Below are 18,909 nucleotides of genomic sequence, written 5' to 3'. Positions count from 1 at the left end.
CCCACCAGCGACAGTTTCACCAGCGACGCACCGGGCCATCCGCGCACAGCGCCGCGTCCGCCGGCTCGGAGAGCGCATTCGGATGCTCGGCCAGGCAGGAGGGGAACTCGCCTCGGAAGCATGACAGTTCCGCGAACGGCGCCTGCCGGATAGCATGGTGAAACAGATTCATCCTCACGGCCTTTGAGCTGGGTGTGTGCATTCCGTGGTCGAAGCACCTGATCAGCCGAAGGCCGTCCGCGCGTACGGCAGTCACCAATGCGAGTGATCAAGAAAGAGACGCCGTTCGAGGTCTGAGGTCAAAGATCAAGTCAATCCTGCGGCGGCGGGTTTCCGTGTTTGCGCGGCGGCAGACCGACGTGATTGATGCGCGGTATCGCCGGCGACTTGATCAGAATTCCACGCGTTGCGGAGGGGGCGATGACGTCGTCGACCAGGCCTTGTTCGGCCGCGTAGTACGGGTGCATCAGCTCGGACTCAACGCCTCGATGTCCAGCACCCCGGCTGGCTGGGCGGGTTGATCGGCGACGACGCCGACGACCTGGCTGTCCAGGCGGAGCCGGGGCGCAGATGATGTCGCGGGCCCAGCGCTCGTGGACCTCACGGGGCGTTCGCGCTCACCCGGCGCTCCAGTGGAAACCGATCGGTCTGCCCAAAGCTGGTGGACGCACTTCGACGCACGAGAAAAGGAACCTTGTCGATGACAAGCGCTCACCCGGGGACCGTAGGGGCCCCGACGACATCCGACACCTCACAGGTGACCGGCGAGCTGCTCGAACTCGCCCTGGGCTACGTGTACTCAGCGGCCCTGCACAGCGCCGCGCGCTTCGGCATTGCCGACCAGCTGACAGACGGCCCCCGCACGGCCGACGAACTCGCCTTGGCCGTAGGGGCCCACGCGCCACACCTGTACCGGATGCTGCGGTTCCTCGCCACCAAGGGAGTGTTCCGCGAGGACGAGTCGGGACGGTTTCACCTCACCCCGCTCGCCGAGCCGCTGCGCACGGACGCGAAGCGGTCGCTGCGCGACTACATCAGAGTGCGCGGCGAGGTCCCGTTCTGGGAGTCGGCGGGCCATCTGCACGACGCGGTGCGCACCGGCACCACCGCCTTCGAGTCGCTGCACGGCATCCCCTTCTACGACTACGTTGCCACTGACCGGGACTTCGGCGCCGCCTTCAACTCCAGCATGGCGGCGTTCTCCGAGGCGCTGAGCAACGACATAGCCGGAGCCCTCGACTTCTCGGGGGCCAGGAGCGTCGTCGACGTGGGCGGCGGGCGCGGCGGTCTGCTGCGCTCGGTCCTGCGGCGCAACCCGCACCTGACGGGCACCCTGGTCGACCTGGAGAACGTGGTAGCCGGGCATGTCCTCGACTGCCCCGACCTGACCGGCCGCTGGCAGGCCGAGGCCGGTGACTTCTTCGTCTCCGTGCCGTCCGGTGCCGACGTCTATCTCCTCAAGCACGTGCTGGCCAGCTGGCCGGACGAGCAGTGCCTGCGCATACTGCGCTCGTGCCGCGAGGCCATGCCGGAGCACGGGCGGCTGCTGGTCGTCAACGCCATGATCCCGGCGGGCAACGAGCCCCACCCCGGCAAGACGGTCGACATGCTGATGATGACGGTCCTCAACGGGCAAAGCCGCACCCGCACGGAGTACGAAGCGCTGCTCACCAAGGCGCAGTTCACGATCACGAGCCTGCTGGAGCCCTCACCGCACGCGTCCGTCCTCGAGGCGGCCATCGGCTGACAGTCCAAGCGGTTCAGTCGGCTACCAGGCGCTCAGATTCTCGTCCGCCGGGATCACGGGCGTGGTCACCGGAGGCACCGGCACCGGCGCCTGGAGAGCCGAGTTCCGATGATCCATCGGCGCTCAAGCTGGGCTCAAGGTCTTCCCGAGCGGTGCGGAGCAATGCTGTGTGGGAGAAACACCCTGGTTACTTCCTCCACCACACAGCACTTTCGACGCATCACGGGGAGCAGTCATGATCCAGCGCAGAACTGTCCTCAAAACAGGGGCGGCTCTCACCGGCGCCATAGGCAGCGCAGGCCTGTTGGCGCCCGCCCTGTCCGGCCACGCCCAGGCCCGGACCACCGACCAGGCCCAGGCCGCCGACCTGGATCCAACCACCATCCCGCAGTTCCAGCAGGCGATGCCGGTACCCCCGACGCTGAAGCCGACGTCCGTATCCGGGAAGGCCGCCTACTACGAGATGACCATGAAGGAGGCGGACGCGGAGATCCTGCCCGGGATGCTGACCCGGGTCCGCACCTTCAACGGGAGCTTCCCCAGCCCCGTCATCAAGGCGGCCTCCGGTCAGCGCGTCGTGATCAAGCAGACCAACCAGCTGACCGTTCCCACCTCGATCCACCTGCACGGCGCCCATGTGCCCCAGAGCAGCGACGGCTCCCCTATGGACCTCATCGCGGCCGGGGGCGGGTCGAAGACGTACACGTACCCCAACAACCAGCCGCACGCGAACATGTGGTTCCACGATCACGCCCACCACGAGGAGGCGGAGACCGTCTACCGCGGGTTGTACGGTCTGTATCTGCTCACCGACGAGAAGGAGCAGAGCCTCAACCTTCCCTCGGGCGCCTACGACGTGCCGATCGCGCTGCGGGACGGCCGCTTCGACGACGCCGGTCAGCTCGCGTACACCATGAACGACCCGAATCGCACCGTGCTGATGGCCAACGGCAAGGCCTGGCCGTACTTCAAGGTCGCCGCCCGCAAGTACCGCTTCCGCCTGTTCAACACGTCCAACATGCGGTTCTTCGCGCTGAAGCTGTCCGACAACTCGCCCTTCCAGCTGATCGGTTCGGACGGCGGACTGCTGGAGAAGCCGCTTGAGGTGACGTCTGTGGCCCTCTCCCCCGGGGAGCGCGCCGACGTCGTCGTCGACTTCTCGCGGTACGACGCCGGCACCACGCTTGTCCTCGAGAACACCCGGCCGCTGCGGCCCGGCGAACCGGTCGAGCAGCTCAGCAAGGTCCTGCAGTTCCGCGTCACCGGCCCCGCCCGGGACACTAGCGTCGTGCCCGCGACCCTGCGCACGCTGCCGCCCATGGGCACCGCCACGGTCAACCGCAGCTTCGAGCTGTACGTGGACGAGACCGGTGCGACCAACAACGCCTACATCAACGGCCAGGCCTACGACATGAGCCGTATCGACACCGAGATCGAGTACGGGGCGACGGAGATCTGGACCATCCATAACGCGAACACTCGCCTGCCACACAACTTCCATGTGCACCTGGTGCAGTTCCGCGTGCTGGAGCGAGGTGGCCAGCCCGTCACCTCCGGCCCCGAGGTCGCGCTGAAGGACACCGTCGCGGTGCAGCCTGGAGAAACGGTCAAGATCCAGGCCACGTTCACCGGATACGAGGGCACCTACGTGTACCACTGCCACATGATCGACCACGCGGCGATGGGCATGATGGGCAACTTCCGGGTGAGCGCGACACGTTCGTAAATCCGCTGCCAGAAGCGTTCGGGCGGAGATCGAGCGGTCCGGCCGGGCCCTCTGAGAGGGGCGAACGGCGAAGCTCGATCTCTACGGCGGCGAGGGTGCTGTGCGGCGAACTCTCACCGCCGGCGGCCCGGACGATCCCGGTGATCCGATGCGCTCACGGCTGCAGCCGACTGACCTCCCAACCGTCCCCGGTGCGCTCGTAGACCAGTCGTTCGTGCAGCCGGTCGGTGCCGTTGCCCCAGAATTCGACGGTGGCGGGGGCGATGCGGTAGCCCCTGAAGGTGGCGGGCCGCGGCAGCGCTCGCTCCGGCCCGCCCAGCTCCAGGGCCCGGGCGCGCAGCCGGGCGACGTGCTCGAGGTCCTTGAGCGGCGCGCTCTGCCGGGAGGCCGTGGTCATCGCGTGCGTGAAGACGGCACGCGCGTACCACAAGGACTCCGACTCGGCGTCGGACAGCTGGGTGACCGGGCCCGCGAACGTGATCTGCTGCGCGGTCTCCCTCCAGTACAGGGAGCCCGAGGCCCACGGGTTCTCGGCGATCTCGCGCCCCTTGCGGCTGTCGGAGTGTGTGATGAACACGATCCCCTCGTAGTTCACCTCGGTGACGGTCACGACGCGCGAGGAGGCACGGCCCTGCGCGTCGGCGGTGGCCAGCGCCATGGCGCGCGGCTCGCGCACCTTGTGCGCGAGCGCGCTCTGGAGCCACGTGGACAGCAGCCCCATAGGCTCGGCCGGCGGCGTGATGAACTCGGGGAACGGCACCCTGACGGTACCGGTGAGTGTCTCCGACCGGGTGGAGGGGGAGGGGACGGAAACGTCAGACATGGAGCACCCCTTCGATGATCTGTATGCCGGGACCTGAGACCTCGACAAAGGCAACGTGTTCGCCCTCTCCGTGCGCGACCGCGCCCATGGGAGAGGGGCGTCCGATCTCGACGCCCTGGACGATCTGGATGTGCTGCCCGTACTCGATCAGTCCGTACCGGGCGAGGTGGATGGCGATGGGACCGGCGGCGGAACCCGTGGCCGCATCCTCCACGACCCCGTACGCGGGCGAGAACATGCGGTTGCGCCAGGACGTCCCCTCCCCCGCGTAGCAGTTGGTGGCCAGGTCCGAAAACCGGGCCAGGGCTCGGTGGTCGGGGTCCAGCTTCGACAGTGCCTCGATGCTCTCGAGGCCGACCAGGACGTGTCGCGGCCCGTTGCGGTAGATCTCGACGGGCAGCGTGGATCCCCTGATCCCGAGTGCCTCCAGGAGTTCGTCGGTGCGGTCGAACGGCTTCCATGTGGGCACGGGCTGGCGCATGCTCGCACGCAGGACCTTGCCGTCCTCGCGTTCCAGCGTGAAGGGGACAAGGCCCATGGCGGTCTCGATCAGCAGCCGGTCGCCCTTGGTACGGGCGCCGAGCGCGATGGCGGTGCCCAGCAGCGGGTGCCCCGCGAAGGGCAGCTCGTTGACCGGCGTGAAGATCCGCACATGGGCGTCGTGGCCGGCCCTGTGCGGGCGGAGCACGAACGTGGTCTCGGACAGGTTCATCTCGCGCGCGATGCGCTGCATCTGCTCACCGCTCAGGCTGTCGGCCTCGAAGTACACCGCCACCGGATTACCGGTGAGAGGCTCGCTCGCGAAGGCATCGACGACGACATATGTATGCATCCGGTCTCCCACGGTGTGGTGTCGGCGGAGCCTCAGGACCGGCCCGCGCTCTGGGCCGGCGTGAGCAGCGCGGCCAGGCGAGTGCCCACGATGCGCGGACCCTCCCGGGTCAGCACGGACTCCGGATGGAACTGCAGGGAGGCGAAACAAGGCCCGCTCAGGGCGTGCACTTCGCCCGTGGCCGCATCCCTGCTGACCTGGATGGGGCCCACCCCGTCCGCGGTGAACTCCTCCTGCTGGGCGACGAGCGCGAACGTGTTGTAGAAGCCGACCCACTCGGGGCCGCCGAACAGGTCGATCTGCTTTTGCACGCCCTGGTTGGGCACCGTTTTGCGGCGCAGCGGCAGGCCCAGGCGCAGGCCGAGGACCTGGTGGCTGAGGCAGACCGCGAAGAACGGGCGCCGCTCGCGCAGCAGGGTGTCCACCGCCTGGTGCAGATGCCGCATCTTGGGGTGCGCGGCCTCCTGCGGATCACCCGGGCCCGGCCCCATCACGATCAGGTCGTGCCCGTCGAAGGAGTACGGCTCGTCGAAGCGGCGGACGTTCACCCGCAGCCCGAGGGAGCGCAGTTGCTGCTCCAGCATGGACGTGAAGGTGTCCTCGGCGTCCACGATCAGGGCACTGCGCCCGGCCAGCTTCGGCCGGGCCGCCTGGCGTGATGCGGTATCGGCGAGCCAGAAGTCGGCGATGGAGGCGTTGCGCAGCCCGAGGGCCTGGCGCACCGCCGGATGGTCACCGATGCGTTCCTCCTTCTGCTCCGCGCCGAACGCCGAGACGAGGGCGGCGGCCTTGGCGCGGGTCTCCGCGGCCTCGGACTGTGGGGCGGAGTGACGCACGATGGTGGCGCCCACACCGATGCCGATGCGGCCCTGCGCGCTGATGTCGGCGGTGCGGATGAGGATCGCGGAGTCCATGACCCGCTCACCGTCGTCGTCCCGCCCGATCAGCGCCGCCGCCCCGCTGTAGTAGCCACGGCCGCCGGGCTCGTACTGCGTGATGACGCGGCAGGCGCTCTGAAGCGGGCTGCCGGTGACGGTCGGCGCGAACATCGTCTCGTACAGGATGTCGCGCACGTCGCGGTCGGTACGTCCCTCGATCAAGTACTCGGTGTGCGCGACCTTGGCCATTTCCTTTAGGTAGGGGCCCACGACCCGGCCGCCGTCGGCGCAGATCCGGGCCATCATCTTGAGCTCCTCGTCGAGGACCATGTACAGCTCGTCGGTCTCCTTACGGTCGCCGAGGAACTCAAGGACGCCCTCAAGAGTGGGGCCGGACGACGGATAGCGGTAGGTGCCGCTGATGGGGTTCATCACCGCCGTGCCGCCCTGGAGGCTGACGTGCCGCTCGGGCGAGGCGCCGACCAGCGTGCGGGTGCCGGTGTGGATGAGGAACGTCCAATGGGCACCGAACTCGCGCTGCAGCAGCCGGCGAAACAGCGCGGGGGCGCTGCGCGGCCCGAAGTCCGTGATGTCGGCGACGAAGGTGCGCTTGATGACGAAGTTGGCGCCCTCGCCGGTGCCGATCATCTCCTTGACGATGCGGCGCACCACGTCCTCGTACGCCTCGTCGTCGATGTCGAAGTCGCCGTCGGCCAGCTGGGTCGGCACATCGGGGATGCGCTCCAGCGCCTCGCACAGCGTCAGCCGCTGCTGGCCGGTGACCGTCATCGCCACTAGCGGGGTGCCGTCGCTGAAGCAGGCGAAGCCGCGTTCGGTCAGCTGCCGGTAGGGCACGACGACGAGAACCTCGTGGTGCGCTCCGGCGCCGTCCTGCGCCCTCTCGGGCAGCGGGATGTCGGCCAGCGTGGCAGGCAGGGACACCTCGCCCGTGAGCACCTCCACGGCCTTGGGGCCCTCCGCGGCGTGCCGGTGCAGCAGTGCGTACGGCTGTCCGGTCGCGCTCAGCACGCGTGCGAGCAGGTCGGACGTCATGCGAACACCTCCTTGGCAGTGACGACGCGGGCGCAGCGCTCAGCGGCGTAGGTGAGCGCCGAGCGGTGGTAGTCCGGCGAGAAGTCGGCGGTGGCGTCCGCGACGAAGAACGGCTGGATGTCGTGGGTGAAGGCCTCGACGGCGCTGGCCAGGACGCCGACGTGGGCGTACACCCCGCACAGGATCAGCTGGTCGCGGCCCGCAGCGCGCATCCGCTGGAGCAGGTCGGTCTTGAAGAAGGCGCTGTAGCGCCACTTGGTGAGCTGCCAGTCGTGGGAGGCCGGCGCGAGGGGGCCCACCACCTGGCGGTCCTCGGGCGCGGCCCGCATGCCCGGCCCCCAGAAGTCCTTGAGCAGACCGCGCTGTTCGTCGCTCATACCGCCGGGCTGAGCCGTGTAGGCGACAGGGACGCCGAGCCTGGCACACCGCTCACGCAGCTGTGCCGCGTTGCGGATCAATTCGTGGCGCAGGGGGCCGGGAAACGGCTTGAGGAAGTACCGCTGCATGTCATGGACGAGGAGAACAGACTGGTCGGCCTCCAGCTTCCAGGACACGACAGCCGGCGGCAGGTCGCCCTGGGCGGGCAACGGGTACGCGGGGATGGGAGGAATGCCGGTCATGGCTTGAGTTCCTGTTCCTGTTCCGGCTCGGTTTCCTGCTTCGGTGTGTGCGGGTGTGCGGGTGTGCGGGTGTGCGGGCTCAGGCGGTCCAGGCCGAGACCACGGACACGGCCTGTGCCGGGGTGAGCCGGGGGTCGCAGAACGAGGTGTAGCGCTCGCCCACAGAAGCGAGGTCGGCCTCGGTGGTGGCGCACTCGGTGACGTCGTTGGGCGTCGTCTCCAGATGCAGACCGCCCGGGACACCGCCCGCCTCGCGCACGGCCGTGACGAAGCGGGAGACCTCGAGCGCGACGGTCTCCACAAGCCGCGTCTTGTGGCCACTGGGCGCGGTGACGGTGTTGCCATGCACGGGGTCGCAGAGCCAGATGGCGCGGTGGCCCGCCTTGCGCGCCGCCTCGACAAGACGCGGCAGCCGGTCGGCAACGTTGTCGGCGCCCATCCGCGCGATCAAGGTGAGCTTGCCCGGGTTGCGCCACGCGTCGAGCCGCTCACACAGGGCCACCAGCTCGTCGGGCTCCATCGTGGGCCCGACCTTGCACGCCACCGGGTTGGCCACCTGCACGAGCATGGCGACATGAGCTCCGTCGACCTGGCGGGTACGCTCGCCGATCCACGGCCAGTGCGTCGAGCCGAGGAAGAGCCGCCCCTGCTCGTCGGTACGGAGCATGGGCAGCTCATAGTCCAGGAGCAGCATCTCGTGACTCGTCCACACCTGCGGGCCCACGGCGTGCCGGCCCGCGGCACGCTCACGCCAGCCCAGGTGGGCGACCACGTCACTGGCGGCCATGTAGCAGGTGAGGATGCGCAAGGGGTCGCACCGGCGGCTCTCGGTATCCACCTCCGAGGCGTTGACCATATGCCCCCGGAACACAGGCAGTTCAACGCCATCGACGACCTCAGTGAGGCGGGAGCGGGGCTTGGCGAACTGTCCCGCGATACGCCCCACGCGCAGCACGGGCTTGCCAGTGATCAGGCCAAGGGTGCCAGCAAGCAGGTCGAGCACCGCCACCTTGCGGGCGACCTGCTCGGGCCCGCACTCCTCCGGATCCTCGGCGCAGTCACCCGACTGCACCACCATGGCCTTGCCCGCGGCCACGGCACCGAGCAGCGTCCGCAAGGCGGCCACATCGTCGGGCTCTGCGAGCGCGGGGCGCGTGGCCAGCGCCTCACGCACCCTGCCAAGCTGGAACCGGTCGTTCCACTCGGGCTGCTGGAGCGCCCCGCGGACACTGATGTCCCGGATGACGTCCTTCACGGCGTCCTTCATCCCCTACTCCGATCCGGCAGTGAGGTCGGTCGTGCCTGAGGCGCCGTCAGGTCGGGATTCCCGTGCGCTTGATCTCAGGGACAGGAATACCCAGGGCTCGCAACTGCTGGAACGGATTCATGAACTCGCGCTGCCGCTTGATCTTTCCGTTCTCGAACTCGAACGAATGCAGGAAGTGGTTCTCGTAGTAGCCCTCGGGGTAGTCCCCGAAGCGGATCTTCCCGCGGCCGTCACACTCGACCCAGAAGTGGTTCGGATCGTCCGTCTCGAAGATCCGGATGTTGTACCACTCCCAGTCCGGGAAACACTTCAGGGACCAGACGGCGTGCTCACCAAGGCGGTCCCGGCCGTGCGTGGCAACGGGTTCGCCGGTGTCGGTGGTCCACAGACCACCGACACCGTCCTCGGTGAACATCTCGTGCCGGCGCAGCCGGTCCTGCCCCAAGGTGTGCATGTACCGGTCGACGACGGCGCGGTTACGACGCCGCACTTCGGCGTCGCCGGTGAATGCCTGGTTGTTCACGGATTCGGACACAATGACCCCTGTGAATATGCGTGCCGTGTGTCTACACGAAATGAAATGAGCGGCAGAATTCTTTTCCTGCACAGGAAAGAACACGGCGCTGGATCAGCGGACCGGCCGCCTCGCCCATCCTCACGCCGACGCGCACCTGATCCTCCCGTTCTCAACAGGTCGGTGGAGTGTCAACGAGCGTGAGTGAGCACATGCCGGGCGTGGCTTCCGGCGCTCACGGCACGGTGGATCTCGGGGGCCGCCATCGACCGGTTGAGCGTGATGTAGTGCAGGCCCGGCGCACCTTCGGCGAGCAGCCGTTCGGCCATGACGGTGGCGTACTCGACACCGATGCGGTACCCCTGCGGCGGGTCCCCGCGCGCGGCCTCGAGACGGTGTGCCAGTTCCTCGGGAAAGGCGGCACCGCTGACCTCGGCGAAGCGGCCGATCTGGCGTGCGTCGGTAGCCGGCATGATCTCCGGGATGATCGGAATGTCACACCCCGCAGCGGCCACCCGGTCACGCAGCCGCAGGTAGTCCTCCACATGGAAGAACATCTGGGTGAAGGCGTAGTCAGCACCCCTTCGGCACTTGGCGACGAAGTGCCTGACGTCGCTGTCCCAGTCGGGCGAGCGCGGATGACACTCGCACAACGCCGCGACACCGATACTGAAATCCCCCAGTTCCCGCACAAGAGAGACCAGCTCATGGGCGTATTGGAAACCATCGGGATGCGCAACCCAGGGCCCGTTCGGGTCACCGGGTGGGTCCCCGCGCAGGACAAGAACATCGCGTACACCAGCGTCGGCATACCGGCCGATAATGTGACGCAGCTCGGCCACCGAATGACCGACCGCGGTCAGATGAGCAACAGGCCGCAACGTCGTCTCCGCCACGATCCGCTTGGTCACCTCGACCGTACGCTCCCGTGAAGAACCCCCCGCACCATAAGTGACAGAAACAAAATCCGGTGCGAGCCGCTCCACCTGACGAATCGCCTGCCACAGACTGCGCATACCCGCATCCGTCTTCGCCGGGAAAAACTCGAAGGAAAACGATGGAGCCGCCCGGGCAGGCACCTCACGCAACGTCGTTGTCATGACCAGCCTCCAGCCTCGCTGTGTGCGGCACCGAACAGCAAGCACGCCCGGCCCGCCTGGTGCACACAAGCGCTCCTTCAAACACGGGCCCCCACAGTGCAGCCCCCCTCACAGTGCAGCCCCCCTCACAGTGCAGCCCCCCGCACGAGCCTCACTCGTGGCACACCAGAATCAGCCTGGAGAACCGCGGAGGGCACCCGCGACATCCTGGGCCTGTGGGTCGGGGACGGTGGCGAAGGCGCCAAATACTGGCTCCAGGTTCTCACCGAAAAGCTGGCCCTCCAGGCCTTCGACAGCGCCTTCGACGGCCGCTTCACCGCAGCCCGGCAGTAACAATCAACCCACGATTTACACCACTCACTGGACACACCCGGCACCCCGTTGCGTGAGCACTGCGTGAGCGGACCGGTTGACACTAGCTAGTCCTCCACGACCAGCGCCGGGGTCTCCTTGGTCAGGATCTCGCCGCGGAAGAAGGCCGGGCTGCGGCGCTGCATCATCAGCATGATGACGACGCCCAGGAGCAGGATGCCGACGCCGATGACGAAGACCGAGCCGACGCCGAAGACGGCGGAGCCGCTGCCGTAGGCCGGGTTCCACATGTCGATGAGGGTCTTGCAGAAGACCGCCGTGAGCAGCGCACCGCCCAGGACCGGGAAGAGACCCTTGAAGACGAAGTTGCGCGGCGAGCGCAGCAGGTCCCCGCGGAAGTACCAGGCACAGGCGAAGGCCGTCAGCGCGTAGTAGAAGCAGATCATGAGGCCGAGCGCGTAGATCGTGTCGACGAGGACGTGCTCGCTCACCAGCGACATGACCGCGTAGAAGACACCGGTCGCCACGCCCGCGGTGACCGTGGCGCGGCCGGGCGTCTTGAAGCGCGGGTGGACGCGGGCGTACGAGACGGGCAGGGCCTCGTATGTCGACATGGCGAGGACCGTGCGGGCGACCGGGATGAACGTGGTCTGGAGGCTGGCCGCCGCCGAGGCGAGGACCGCGACGAAGAGCGCGATGCCGAGGACGTTGCCCATGACGGGGCCGGCGAGGGCCGCGAAGACGTTGTCGGAGGTCTCCGGGTTGGCCAGGCCGAGGCCCTTCGCGCCGGAGCCGACGGCCATCTGCGCAGCGACGGCGGTGGCGAGGTAGGAGCCGACGAGGACGACCATGGCGATGAGTGCGGCGCGTCCGGGGGTCTTCTCGCTGCCGATCGTCTCCTCATTGGTGGTGAGACAGGTGTCCCAGCCCCAGTACATGAAGATCGAGAGGGAGAGACCCGCCGTGAAGGAGGCGAAGGACTTCACCGCGAAGGGGTTCAGCCACTGCCAGGAGAAGTGGACGGACGTGGCGAAGTCGCCCGAGTGCGCCTTCTGGGCCGCCATCGCGACGAAGACCGCGAGCACCACCAGTTGGAGTCCCACCAGCGCGTACTGCACGCCCTTCGTGGCGGTCATGCCGCGGTAGCTGATCGCCGTGGCGGCGGCGATGAAGGTGAGGCAGGTGAGGATGTGCACGGCCTTGTTGTGGTCGAGGGCGGCCACACTGTCGCTGCCGGTGACCTGTCCCGCGAGCAGCCAGAAGAACGACGTGGCGACGCCCGCCAGGTTCGACAGCACGATGATCGTGGCGATCACCAGGCCCCAGCCGCACATCCAGCCGAGGCGCGGGCCGAACGCCTTCACGGTCCAGGTGAAGGAGGTGCCGCAGTCCGGCACCGCCTTGTTCAGCTCGCGGTACGCGAAGGCGACCAGCAGCATCGGCAGGAACCCGGCGAGGAACACGGCGGGCATCTGGAGGCCCACCTCGCCCGCAGTGGAGCCCAGCGTGGAGGTCAGGCAGTAGACCGGGGCGACCGTGGAGACGCCGATGACGGCACTGCCCAGCAGGCCGACGGAGTTGCCGCCGAGGCCCTTGCCCCGCACACCGTTACCGCCCCCGTCGGGGGCGGTAGTTTCGCCGGCCTGGGGCCGCGCTGCCACCTGAGTCATGCGCAAGAGGCTAAATGCTGCGATTTCCACATATGGAGGAATTTCCTGCGCTTACCCAGACCTTCCAATTCATGGATGACACCTGGGTTTTGCCAGGGATTCCGTTGATATTCCGCGACCGCGAGCATACATCTAAAGAACTTTCAGGGGTTGTCTGGTATGCGGGAACCGCAGCGCCGCCCGTTTTGTCCTGATCTTGAAAATTCCGTGTGATGTACACCGCCTTCGTCGCGCCGCCGTCGTCACACCGCCCCCGACGCCCGTCACCCCAACCAGACGACCGCCGCCGGCCCGCAGCCACCGGGCGACGCGGAAGGCGCGGACGACGTCGACCGACCAGGCGTAGTCGATGAGGCCGTCGCTGTCGTTGGCGAGGGCGATGCCCTCCTCCCCGTCGTCGAAGGGGACACGGACGGCCGCTCGCCGCCCGCGACGACCCGCGTCCCCCTCCTTGCGTCCGAGTTCGACGTACGACTCCAGGAGAACCTCGTGCCGATAGCCGAGCCGGCGATGGGCGTCCCGTGAGAGGCTCGGCAGCTCGTGGTCCGCCGCGTCGAGCAGTTGGGCCTGGAGATCGAGGTGTTGGGCTTCATCGGTCATTCCCCACGCGCCTTCGAACCGCGCAAGTGCGCGGCTCCCGGTGATATGGCTGGGTCACCATCGTCAGCGAGCTGGTCCGTCCACGCAGACGGCGGAGGCCTTGCCCTACGTGCCGACGCGGATCCCGTCGGCCGCGTCGTCCGATATCGCCTTCGAGGCTGGGCCGATTCTGGTTGCGTGAGCGATGCGTGAGCGGACGGCACAGCACTCGATGGATCGGGTGTCATGCCGCTGAGGGCCGACAGGTCCCTGACCAGGCATGACCGGATCGAACGTGATCGCAAAACATCGCCTGGCACGATCTTTCAGGCGCGCGTGATGCGTAGGCCTCGGGTTCGAATCCCCAAGGTGGCTCCACTGAAAACCCCACGTCAGATGGTCCTGACGTGGGGCTTTCTGTTGAGCAGTGAGGGTGCGGCGAGTGCTGGGAGCGGGTTGCGCCCCGGCGTCGGTGTGCGGTTCGTCAGCGCTGTTGCGACGCCATGCGCTGCCGCACGGCCTCGTAGGTGAAGAGGGCGGCCGAGACCGCGACGTTCAGTGAGTCCACCTGGCCGAACATCGGGATCTTCGCCTTGGTGTGGCTGCCCTCGAGCCACCGGTCCGACAGCCCGTACTTCTCGCTGCCGACGAGGATGGCCGTGGGCCCGGTCATGTCGAGGTCCGCCATCAGGACGTCCGTGTCCGGGGTGGTGGCCACGACGTTGACCGAGTGTTCGGCCAGCCAGTTCATGACCTCTTCGGAGCCGGCCGAGGCGATCGGGACGGCGAACACCGTGCCCTTGCTGGCCCGGATCACGTTGGGGTTTCCCCAGTCGGTCACGGGATTGGCCGAGATGACGGCGGTCACGCCGGCCGCGTCCGCGGTGCGGAGCATCGAGCCCAGGTTGCCGGGCTTCTCCACGCTCTCGCAGACGAGGAAGAGGGCCCGGTCGTCGACCTTGAGACGGGAGAGGTCGGTCTCGATGTCCGGTACCACGGCGAGCCAGCCGTCCGGGCCCTCGCGGTAGGCGGCCTTGTCGAAGGCCTGCCGGCTGAGGCTGTAGAGGGCGGCTCCCTGTTCGGCGGCACGGGCCAGGACGTTCCTCGGGTCCGACCCGCCGGTCAGCGCGGGGCAGAAATACAACTCGCGGGGACGAACGCCGGCCCGCAGGGCGAGGTCCAGTTCCTCGTACCCCTCCACGAGTGTCACTCCGGAATTCTGCCTGTGCCGTCGACGGCGGAGGGCGGCGAGTTCCTTCACATGGGGGTTGCTCGGGCTGGAGATTTCCCTGTGTGAACCAGCCGGCGGGATGGAGGGCATCGGCGATGGGAATCACGGTGCCTTTCGGGCTCCGATCCTCCGTCCCCTTTCTCTTGTGCACTGCGCGCGGTCGTGGCCAGCGTACCGCTGCCGGGCTTGAGCTCTCCCGTCGGCAGTTTCCGGCCCCTTCCCCGCCACCGGACTGCCGGCCGAGGGAACAGACCGTCCCGTACCCGCCCTCACTTCGCGTCCGCGTAACACTCCACCACTGCCGTCGTGAACGGAATCCGCACCGGTGTCTCACCGAACGTCAGCCGCATCGCCAGGTCCGAGGCCTCCTGGATCGCCGTGACCACCGTGTCCGCCTCCTCGGCCGGGCAGTGCACGATCACCTCGTCGTGCTGGAAGAAGACCAGCTCGGCGGCGAGGCCCGCGCAGGCCCGGCGGAGGGCGGCAAGCAGCAGCAGGGCCCAGTCGGCGGCGCTTCCCTGCACGACGAAGTTGCGCGTGAAGCGGCCGCGGGCGCGGGAGTTGGTGGAGGCGTACCCCGGTATCCACTGCTGTGGTTCCCCGGACGACTCCGGCGGGCTCTCCTCCTGCGGGATGCCCGCCTCCTCCGCCGCGTCCTCGGACGCCCCGGCCGCCGGCGGGGACGTACGCCCGAGCCAGGTCCGTACGAGTCGGCCCTCCTCGCCCGCGCGGGCCGCCTCGTCGACGTACGCGATCGCCCTGGGAAAGCGGCGGCGCAACGCGGCGAGGTTCTTCAGGCCGTCGCCGGAGGTCTGACCGTAGATCGCGCCGAGCACGGCGAGCTTGGCCTGGGCGCGGTCGCCGGAGAACGCGCGGTCCGACACCGACTGGTAGAGGTCGGCCGTACGGCCCGCGACATCCATGAACGCCGGGTCGCGCGAGATCGCGGCGAGGACACGCGGTTCCATCTGGGCCGCGTCGGCCACGACCAGCCGCCAGCCGGGGGTGGCGACCACGGCCCGCCGGATGACCTTGGGGATCTGCAGGGCGCCGCCGCCGTTGGTGACCCAGCGGCCGGTGACCGTACCGCCCGGCAGGTACTCGGGGCGGAAGCGGCCGTCGCGCACCCAGTCCTGAAGCCAGGACCAGCCGTGGGCGACCCAGATGCGATACAGCTTCTTGTACTCCAGCAGGGGCTTCACGGCGGGGTGGTCGATGGACTCGATCTCCCAGCGGCGGGTGGAGCGCACCCGGATCCCGGCCTGCGCGAACGCCTTGACGACGTCGGCGGGCAGGTCGGGGCGGACGCGGCGGCCGAAGGCGGCCGACACCTCGTCGGCCAGCTCGGCCAGGTGCCGGGGCTCACCCCCGCCCGCGTACCGCTCGCCGAGCAGGTCGTGCAGCACCTCGCGGTGGACGTCCGCGCTCCACGGCAGCCCGGACCGGTTCATCTCCGAGGCCACGAGCATGCCGGCCGACTCGGCGGCTGTGAGCAGCCGCATATGGCCCGGCTGCGCAGTGGTGTCATGCCGGCGCTGCTGATCCGCGTACACCGCGACGAGGTCCTCGAGGGGTACGTGGACGGGGGAGGGCTCGAAGAGGGAGGACTGCGCGCCGGGTTCGGCGGAGCGCGTCGGGGGATCCGGTGGAACGGGGCCGCCGCGGAGCCGGGCCAGCGCGGCGGCGGCCGACCGGGGCTCACCGAGGCGTCCCTCGTGGCCGAGGAGGAGGGTCTCGGCGGCCTCGACGTCGTAGCACCGGTCGACGCGCACCCCCGCGGCGAGCAGACGGTGGTGGACATCGGCGGTGGACCGCCACACCCACCGGGCGACCTCGGGCCGTGACCGCACCGCCCCGACGAGATCCCTCTCCCTGACCACGGGCCCCGCGAGCAGCCCGTCCGGGCCGAGGGCGGCGACCTCCGCGCCACCGTCCTCGGCCGGAGCGAGAGCCCAGCGTCCGGTCATGCCGCGAGTGTGGCAGGAGGGTCTGACAACGGGCCGGGACGTGCTGCCCGACCCGGCTCAGCCCTCCTGTTCGCGGGCCTCGAGGAACTGGGCCAGCATCTTCGTGACGTACTCCTCGGTCGTCGTCTTGGCGATACCGAGGTCAGTCAGCAGGCCCTCGCCGTTCTCCAGCTCGAGGAGCGCGAGCAGGATGTGCTCGGTGCCGATGTAGTTGTGGCCCAGGCGGAGGGCCTCCCTGAAGGTGAGCTCGAGGACCTTCCTCGTGGCGGGGGCGTACGGGACGAGCTCCGGGACGTCCTCGCTGCGGGGCGGGAGCGCCGCGGACGCCGCCTCCAGCACGGCGTCGAGCGAGACGCCCTGCACGGTGATCGCCTTGGCCGCGAACCCCTCCGGCTCGGCAAGCAGCCCGAGGACGAGGTGTGCGGGGAGGGTCTCGGTGTTGCCCGCGGCCATCGCGCCGTTGTGCGCGGCCATGACCACGTTCCGCGCGCGAGGGGTGTAGCGGCTGAACCCCTGGCTGGGATCGAGGTCCGCGGACTCCTTGGGCACGAAGCGTTTCTGGGCCGCCTGCCGGGTCACCCCCATGCTCTTGCCGATGTCGGTCCAGGACGCGCCCGAGCGCCGGGCCTGGTCCACGAAGTGTCCGATCAGATGGTCGGCCACGTCGCCGAGGTGCTCCGCGGCCAGCACCGCGTCCTGGAGCTGGTCGAGTGCGTCGGTGTGCACCTTCTTGATGGCCTCGATGAGGTCGTCGAGTCGCAGATTCACTGTGGTGTGCGGCTTCTCCGTCATGTGTCAACCGTAGGTTGCCACCCCGTCATCGTCAACCCAAAGTTGACAGTCGGGGCATGCGTGTTCCCGTGTCACGATCGGACGTGTGAGTACGACGACCACGGTGGACCGCGCCTTCCGGGCCGCCCTCTACGACAACACGGACACGGCCCTCGACACCGGCGCATCGCTGCTCGCCGCCGATCCCTCGGCCGACGCCGAACTCGGCCGGCGTGGCGAGCAGTTCGTCGCCACGGCCTGGCAGCGCGGCTGGCAGCCCGCCGACGTCGTACGCATCGTGCGCCGCGAGCTGGACGACCTGCATGTCCGCCTCGCGTCGGCGCTGATCCGCCAGGAGACGGGGCAGCGGCCGTCCCCCGGTCCGCGCTGGGCCGCCCAGCTCCAGGGCCTCGACGCCGGACCCCCGCACGCCGGCGACCGCTTCGCCCACGCCACCGCCGTCCTGGAGCTGTACCGCCTGCTCCTGCGCCTTCCCGCCCTCGAACCCCTCGACGCGCCCGGGCGGTCCGCCACCCCCCGGCAGCCGCAGTCCCGCATGCTCACCCGCATCCGTGCCCTGCTCGCCAAGGCGGAGGCGACCGGGTATCCCGAGGAGGCCGAGGCGCTCAGCGCCAAGGCGCAGGAACTGATGGCCCGGCACAGCATCGACGAGGCGCTGCTCGCGGCCCGGACGGACGCCGAGGACACGCCCGGCGCCTGCCGTATCGGCGTCGACCCGCCGTACGAGACGGTCAAGGCCGTACTCCTGGACGCGGTGGCGGCCGCGAACCGCTGCCGGGCCGTGTGGCACGAGGCGCTCGGCTTCTCCACGGTGGTCGGCTTCGAACCCGATCTGGAGGCCGTCGAACTGCTCTACACCTCGCTGCTCGTGCAGGCCACCGCCGCGATGACGACGGCGGAGGCGGCGCAGCGGAAGGGCGGCCGGAAACGTACGAAGACCTTCCGGCAGTCGTTCCTGGCCGCGTACGCCCATCGCATCGGGGACCGGCTCCAGGCCGCCGCCGAGGGGCAGACGGCCGGGAACGAGGGGGAACTGCTGCCGGTGCTCGCGGCCCGGGACGTGGCCGTCGCGGAGCGGACGGAGCTGCTGTTCCCGGCCACGGTCACCACCCGGCTGCGCGGGGTCAGCGACGCGGCCGGATGGGAGCAGGGGGCCGCGGCCGCCGACCGGGCCCAGGTCGCCGGACGGCAGCGGCTCCCCTGACCGCGCGGGTCAGTCGCCGGCGACCTGGATCGGGCTCACCGACGCGTCGGGGGTGCGTGTGTCCTTGAGCGTCACATCGCCGTACGACCAGGGGTAGCTCCGGGCGTCGCCGGCGCCCGGGACGGTGATCTTCAGGGTCTTCACCGGGGCACTGAGCGAGCCGCCGGCCTTCCCCCGGACATACGTGATGGTGAAGGTCGCCGTCTCGCCCTTCTGCAGCGTCACCTTCTGCGGCGTCGTGCCCTTCTCGTCCGCGACGGCCCACGAGGCCTTGCCGTCGTTCAGCTCGATGCCGGGGAAGCCCTCGAAGGTGCACTCCTTGGTGTTGTCGTTCGTGAGGGTGACCGGGATGTTGCCCGTGTCGCCTGCGGTGGTGGCCGCGTTGCCGGGGCCCACCTCGACGGCGATCGGGCATTCGGGGTCCTTCTTGGCGTCGTCGCCGCTCTTGCCGGCGCAGGCGGTCAGGGTCAGGGCCGCGGCCAGGGCGGTGACGGCAAGGGGGACACGGAGCGTACGCATGAGGGTCCTCTGGAGTCGTGACTGTCTTCCTGGATCATCACGCAGGCGGACAGCCATGCATGGCGCGCCCCCTGA

General features: G+C 69.0%; 16 protein-coding genes and 3 pseudogenes. 4 read left to right on the top strand and 15 right to left on the bottom strand.

The features are described 5' to 3' along the window. Positions 1-311: 311 nt before the first annotated feature. Positions 312-479: pseudogene (locus tag BIV24_RS36510) on the bottom strand (carboxyl transferase domain-containing protein); the annotation flags it as partial. Between the two features lie 2 nt (positions 480-481). Further along, positions 482-602: pseudogene (locus BIV24_RS36505) on the bottom strand (carboxyl transferase domain-containing protein); the annotation flags it as partial. A gap of 98 nt (positions 603-700) precedes the next feature. Between BIV24_RS36505 and BIV24_RS19025 the strand changes: the two are divergent. Then, positions 701-1,747 carry a methyltransferase gene (locus BIV24_RS19025; protein WP_071367553.1) on the top strand — a complete coding sequence of 349 codons (1,047 nt, stop codon included), beginning with the start codon at positions 701-703 and terminating at the stop codon, positions 1,745-1,747. Positions 1,748-1,982: 235 nt separating this feature from the next. Further along, a complete protein-coding gene (locus BIV24_RS19020; protein WP_071367552.1) occupies positions 1,983-3,473 on the top strand; it encodes a multicopper oxidase family protein in 1,491 nt (496 codons plus the stop codon). A gap of 154 nt (positions 3,474-3,627) precedes the next feature. Here the strand turns inward: BIV24_RS19020 and phzG are convergent, their stop codons facing one another. The 7 genes from phzG to metF all read right to left on the bottom strand — a co-directional run bounded on the left by phzG (position 3,628) and on the right by metF (position 10,560). Next, positions 3,628-4,296 (bottom strand): phenazine biosynthesis FMN-dependent oxidase PhzG, encoded by a 669-nt coding sequence (phzG, locus tag BIV24_RS19015; protein ID WP_071367551.1) that lies wholly within the window; start codon positions 4,294-4,296, stop codon positions 3,628-3,630. After that, positions 4,289-5,128 (bottom strand): PhzF family phenazine biosynthesis isomerase, encoded by an 840-nt coding sequence (locus tag BIV24_RS19010; protein ID WP_071367550.1) that lies wholly within the window; start codon positions 5,126-5,128, stop codon positions 4,289-4,291. The genes phzG and BIV24_RS19010 overlap by 8 nt, the downstream gene beginning before the upstream one ends. A gap of 32 nt (positions 5,129-5,160) precedes the next feature. Next, positions 5,161-7,059 carry an anthranilate synthase family protein gene (locus tag BIV24_RS19005; protein ID WP_071367549.1) on the bottom strand — a complete coding sequence of 633 codons (1,899 nt, stop codon included), beginning with the start codon at positions 7,057-7,059 and terminating at the stop codon, positions 5,161-5,163. Further along, the gene (locus BIV24_RS19000) at positions 7,056-7,679 is read right to left on the bottom strand and encodes an isochorismatase family protein (RefSeq protein ID WP_071367548.1); all 624 of its coding nucleotides are present in this window, start codon (positions 7,677-7,679) and stop codon (positions 7,056-7,058) included. Before BIV24_RS19000 ends, BIV24_RS19005 begins: the two co-directional genes overlap by 4 nt. Before the next feature lie 79 nt (positions 7,680-7,758). After that, entirely contained in the window at positions 7,759-8,946 is a 1,188-nt protein-coding gene (locus BIV24_RS18995; RefSeq protein ID WP_079168377.1) for a 3-deoxy-7-phosphoheptulonate synthase, read from the bottom strand. Positions 8,947-8,992: 46 nt separating this feature from the next. Continuing rightward, entirely contained in the window at positions 8,993-9,481 is a 489-nt protein-coding gene (locus BIV24_RS18990) for a PhzA/PhzB family protein (RefSeq protein ID WP_071367547.1), read from the bottom strand. Between the two features lie 170 nt (positions 9,482-9,651). After that, positions 9,652-10,560: a methylenetetrahydrofolate reductase [NAD(P)H] gene (metF, locus tag BIV24_RS18985; RefSeq protein WP_071367546.1), complete on the bottom strand. Its 909-nt coding sequence runs from the start codon at positions 10,558-10,560 to the stop codon at positions 9,652-9,654. Between the two features lie 183 nt (positions 10,561-10,743). On the opposite strand from metF, the pseudogene BIV24_RS36500 reads away from it, so the two are divergent. Then, positions 10,744-10,830 (top strand): annotated as a pseudogene (locus BIV24_RS36500) (transposase); the annotation flags it as partial. Between the two features lie 149 nt (positions 10,831-10,979). Here the strand turns inward: BIV24_RS36500 and BIV24_RS18980 are convergent. The 5 genes from BIV24_RS18980 to BIV24_RS18960 all read right to left on the bottom strand — a co-directional run bounded on the left by BIV24_RS18980 (position 10,980) and on the right by BIV24_RS18960 (position 17,111). Further along, the gene (locus tag BIV24_RS18980; protein WP_071367545.1) at positions 10,980-12,542 is read right to left on the bottom strand and encodes an APC family permease; all 1,563 of its coding nucleotides are present in this window, start codon (positions 12,540-12,542) and stop codon (positions 10,980-10,982) included. A gap of 132 nt (positions 12,543-12,674) precedes the next feature. Further along, positions 12,675-13,142, bottom strand: coding sequence for a hypothetical protein (locus BIV24_RS36495; RefSeq protein ID WP_071367544.1), 468 nt, complete (start codon positions 13,140-13,142; stop codon positions 12,675-12,677). Positions 13,143-13,605: 463 nt separating this feature from the next. Then, positions 13,606-14,442 carry a TrmH family RNA methyltransferase gene (locus BIV24_RS18970; protein ID WP_071367543.1) on the bottom strand — a complete coding sequence of 279 codons (837 nt, stop codon included), beginning with the start codon at positions 14,440-14,442 and terminating at the stop codon, positions 13,606-13,608. A 179-nt stretch (positions 14,443-14,621) separates the two neighbouring features. Next, on the bottom strand, positions 14,622-16,319 hold the full coding sequence (locus BIV24_RS18965) for a bifunctional 3'-5' exonuclease/DNA polymerase (protein ID WP_071367542.1): 1,698 nt from the start codon (positions 16,317-16,319) through the stop codon (positions 14,622-14,624). A gap of 57 nt (positions 16,320-16,376) precedes the next feature. Next, the gene (locus BIV24_RS18960; RefSeq protein ID WP_071367541.1) at positions 16,377-17,111 is read right to left on the bottom strand and encodes a Clp protease N-terminal domain-containing protein; all 735 of its coding nucleotides are present in this window, start codon (positions 17,109-17,111) and stop codon (positions 16,377-16,379) included. 85 nt (positions 17,112-17,196) lie between these two features. Here BIV24_RS18960 and BIV24_RS18955 point away from each other — a divergent pair, with 85 nt between their 5' ends. Beyond that, on the top strand, positions 17,197-18,315 hold the full coding sequence (locus BIV24_RS18955; RefSeq protein ID WP_071367540.1) for a DUF2786 domain-containing protein: 1,119 nt from the start codon (positions 17,197-17,199) through the stop codon (positions 18,313-18,315). Positions 18,316-18,324: 9 nt separating this feature from the next. On the opposite strand, the gene BIV24_RS18950 is transcribed toward BIV24_RS18955, so the two are convergent. Continuing rightward, entirely contained in the window at positions 18,325-18,834 is a 510-nt protein-coding gene (locus BIV24_RS18950) for a DUF4232 domain-containing protein (protein ID WP_071367539.1), read from the bottom strand. Positions 18,835-18,909: the final 75 nt, after the last annotated feature.

The sequence above is a fragment of the Streptomyces colonosanans genome (assembly GCF_001866645.1).
GTDB lineage: Bacteria > Actinomycetota > Actinomycetes > Streptomycetales > Streptomycetaceae > Streptomyces > Streptomyces colonosanans.
This window is presented reverse-complemented; position numbering and strand designations above follow the sequence as displayed.

Excerpts from the sequence above, each read along its gene's own strand:
- BIV24_RS18950 (WP_071367539.1), bottom strand. The coding sequence starts at position 18,834 with ATGCGTACGCTCCGTGTCCCCCTTGCCGTCACCGCCCTGGCCGCGGCC.
- BIV24_RS19000 (WP_071367548.1), bottom strand. The coding sequence starts at position 7,679 with ATGACCGGCATTCCTCCCATCCCCGCGTACCCGTTGCCCGCCCAGGGC.
- BIV24_RS36495 (WP_071367544.1), bottom strand. The coding sequence starts at position 13,142 with ATGACCGATGAAGCCCAACACCTCGATCTCCAGGCCCAACTGCTCGAC.
- BIV24_RS18995 (WP_079168377.1), bottom strand. The coding sequence starts at position 8,946 with ATGAAGGACGCCGTGAAGGACGTCATCCGGGACATCAGTGTCCGCGGG.
- BIV24_RS18970 (WP_071367543.1), bottom strand. The coding sequence starts at position 14,442 with ATGCCCTCCATCCCGCCGGCTGGTTCACACAGGGAAATCTCCAGCCCG.
- BIV24_RS19005 (WP_071367549.1), bottom strand. The coding sequence starts at position 7,059 with ATGACGTCCGACCTGCTCGCACGCGTGCTGAGCGCGACCGGACAGCCG.
- BIV24_RS18960 (WP_071367541.1), bottom strand. The coding sequence starts at position 17,111 with ATGACGGAGAAGCCGCACACCACAGTGAATCTGCGACTCGACGACCTC.
- metF (WP_071367546.1), bottom strand. The coding sequence starts at position 10,560 with ATGACAACGACGTTGCGTGAGGTGCCTGCCCGGGCGGCTCCATCGTTT.
- phzG (WP_071367551.1), bottom strand. The coding sequence starts at position 4,296 with ATGTCTGACGTTTCCGTCCCCTCCCCCTCCACCCGGTCGGAGACACTC.
- BIV24_RS19010 (WP_071367550.1), bottom strand. The coding sequence starts at position 5,128 with ATGCATACATATGTCGTCGTCGATGCCTTCGCGAGCGAGCCTCTCACC.
- BIV24_RS19020 (WP_071367552.1), top strand. The coding sequence starts at position 1,983 with ATGATCCAGCGCAGAACTGTCCTCAAAACAGGGGCGGCTCTCACCGGC.
- BIV24_RS18980 (WP_071367545.1), bottom strand. The coding sequence starts at position 12,542 with ATGACTCAGGTGGCAGCGCGGCCCCAGGCCGGCGAAACTACCGCCCCC.
- BIV24_RS18965 (WP_071367542.1), bottom strand. The coding sequence starts at position 16,319 with ATGACCGGACGCTGGGCTCTCGCTCCGGCCGAGGACGGTGGCGCGGAG.
- BIV24_RS19025 (WP_071367553.1), top strand. The coding sequence starts at position 701 with ATGACAAGCGCTCACCCGGGGACCGTAGGGGCCCCGACGACATCCGAC.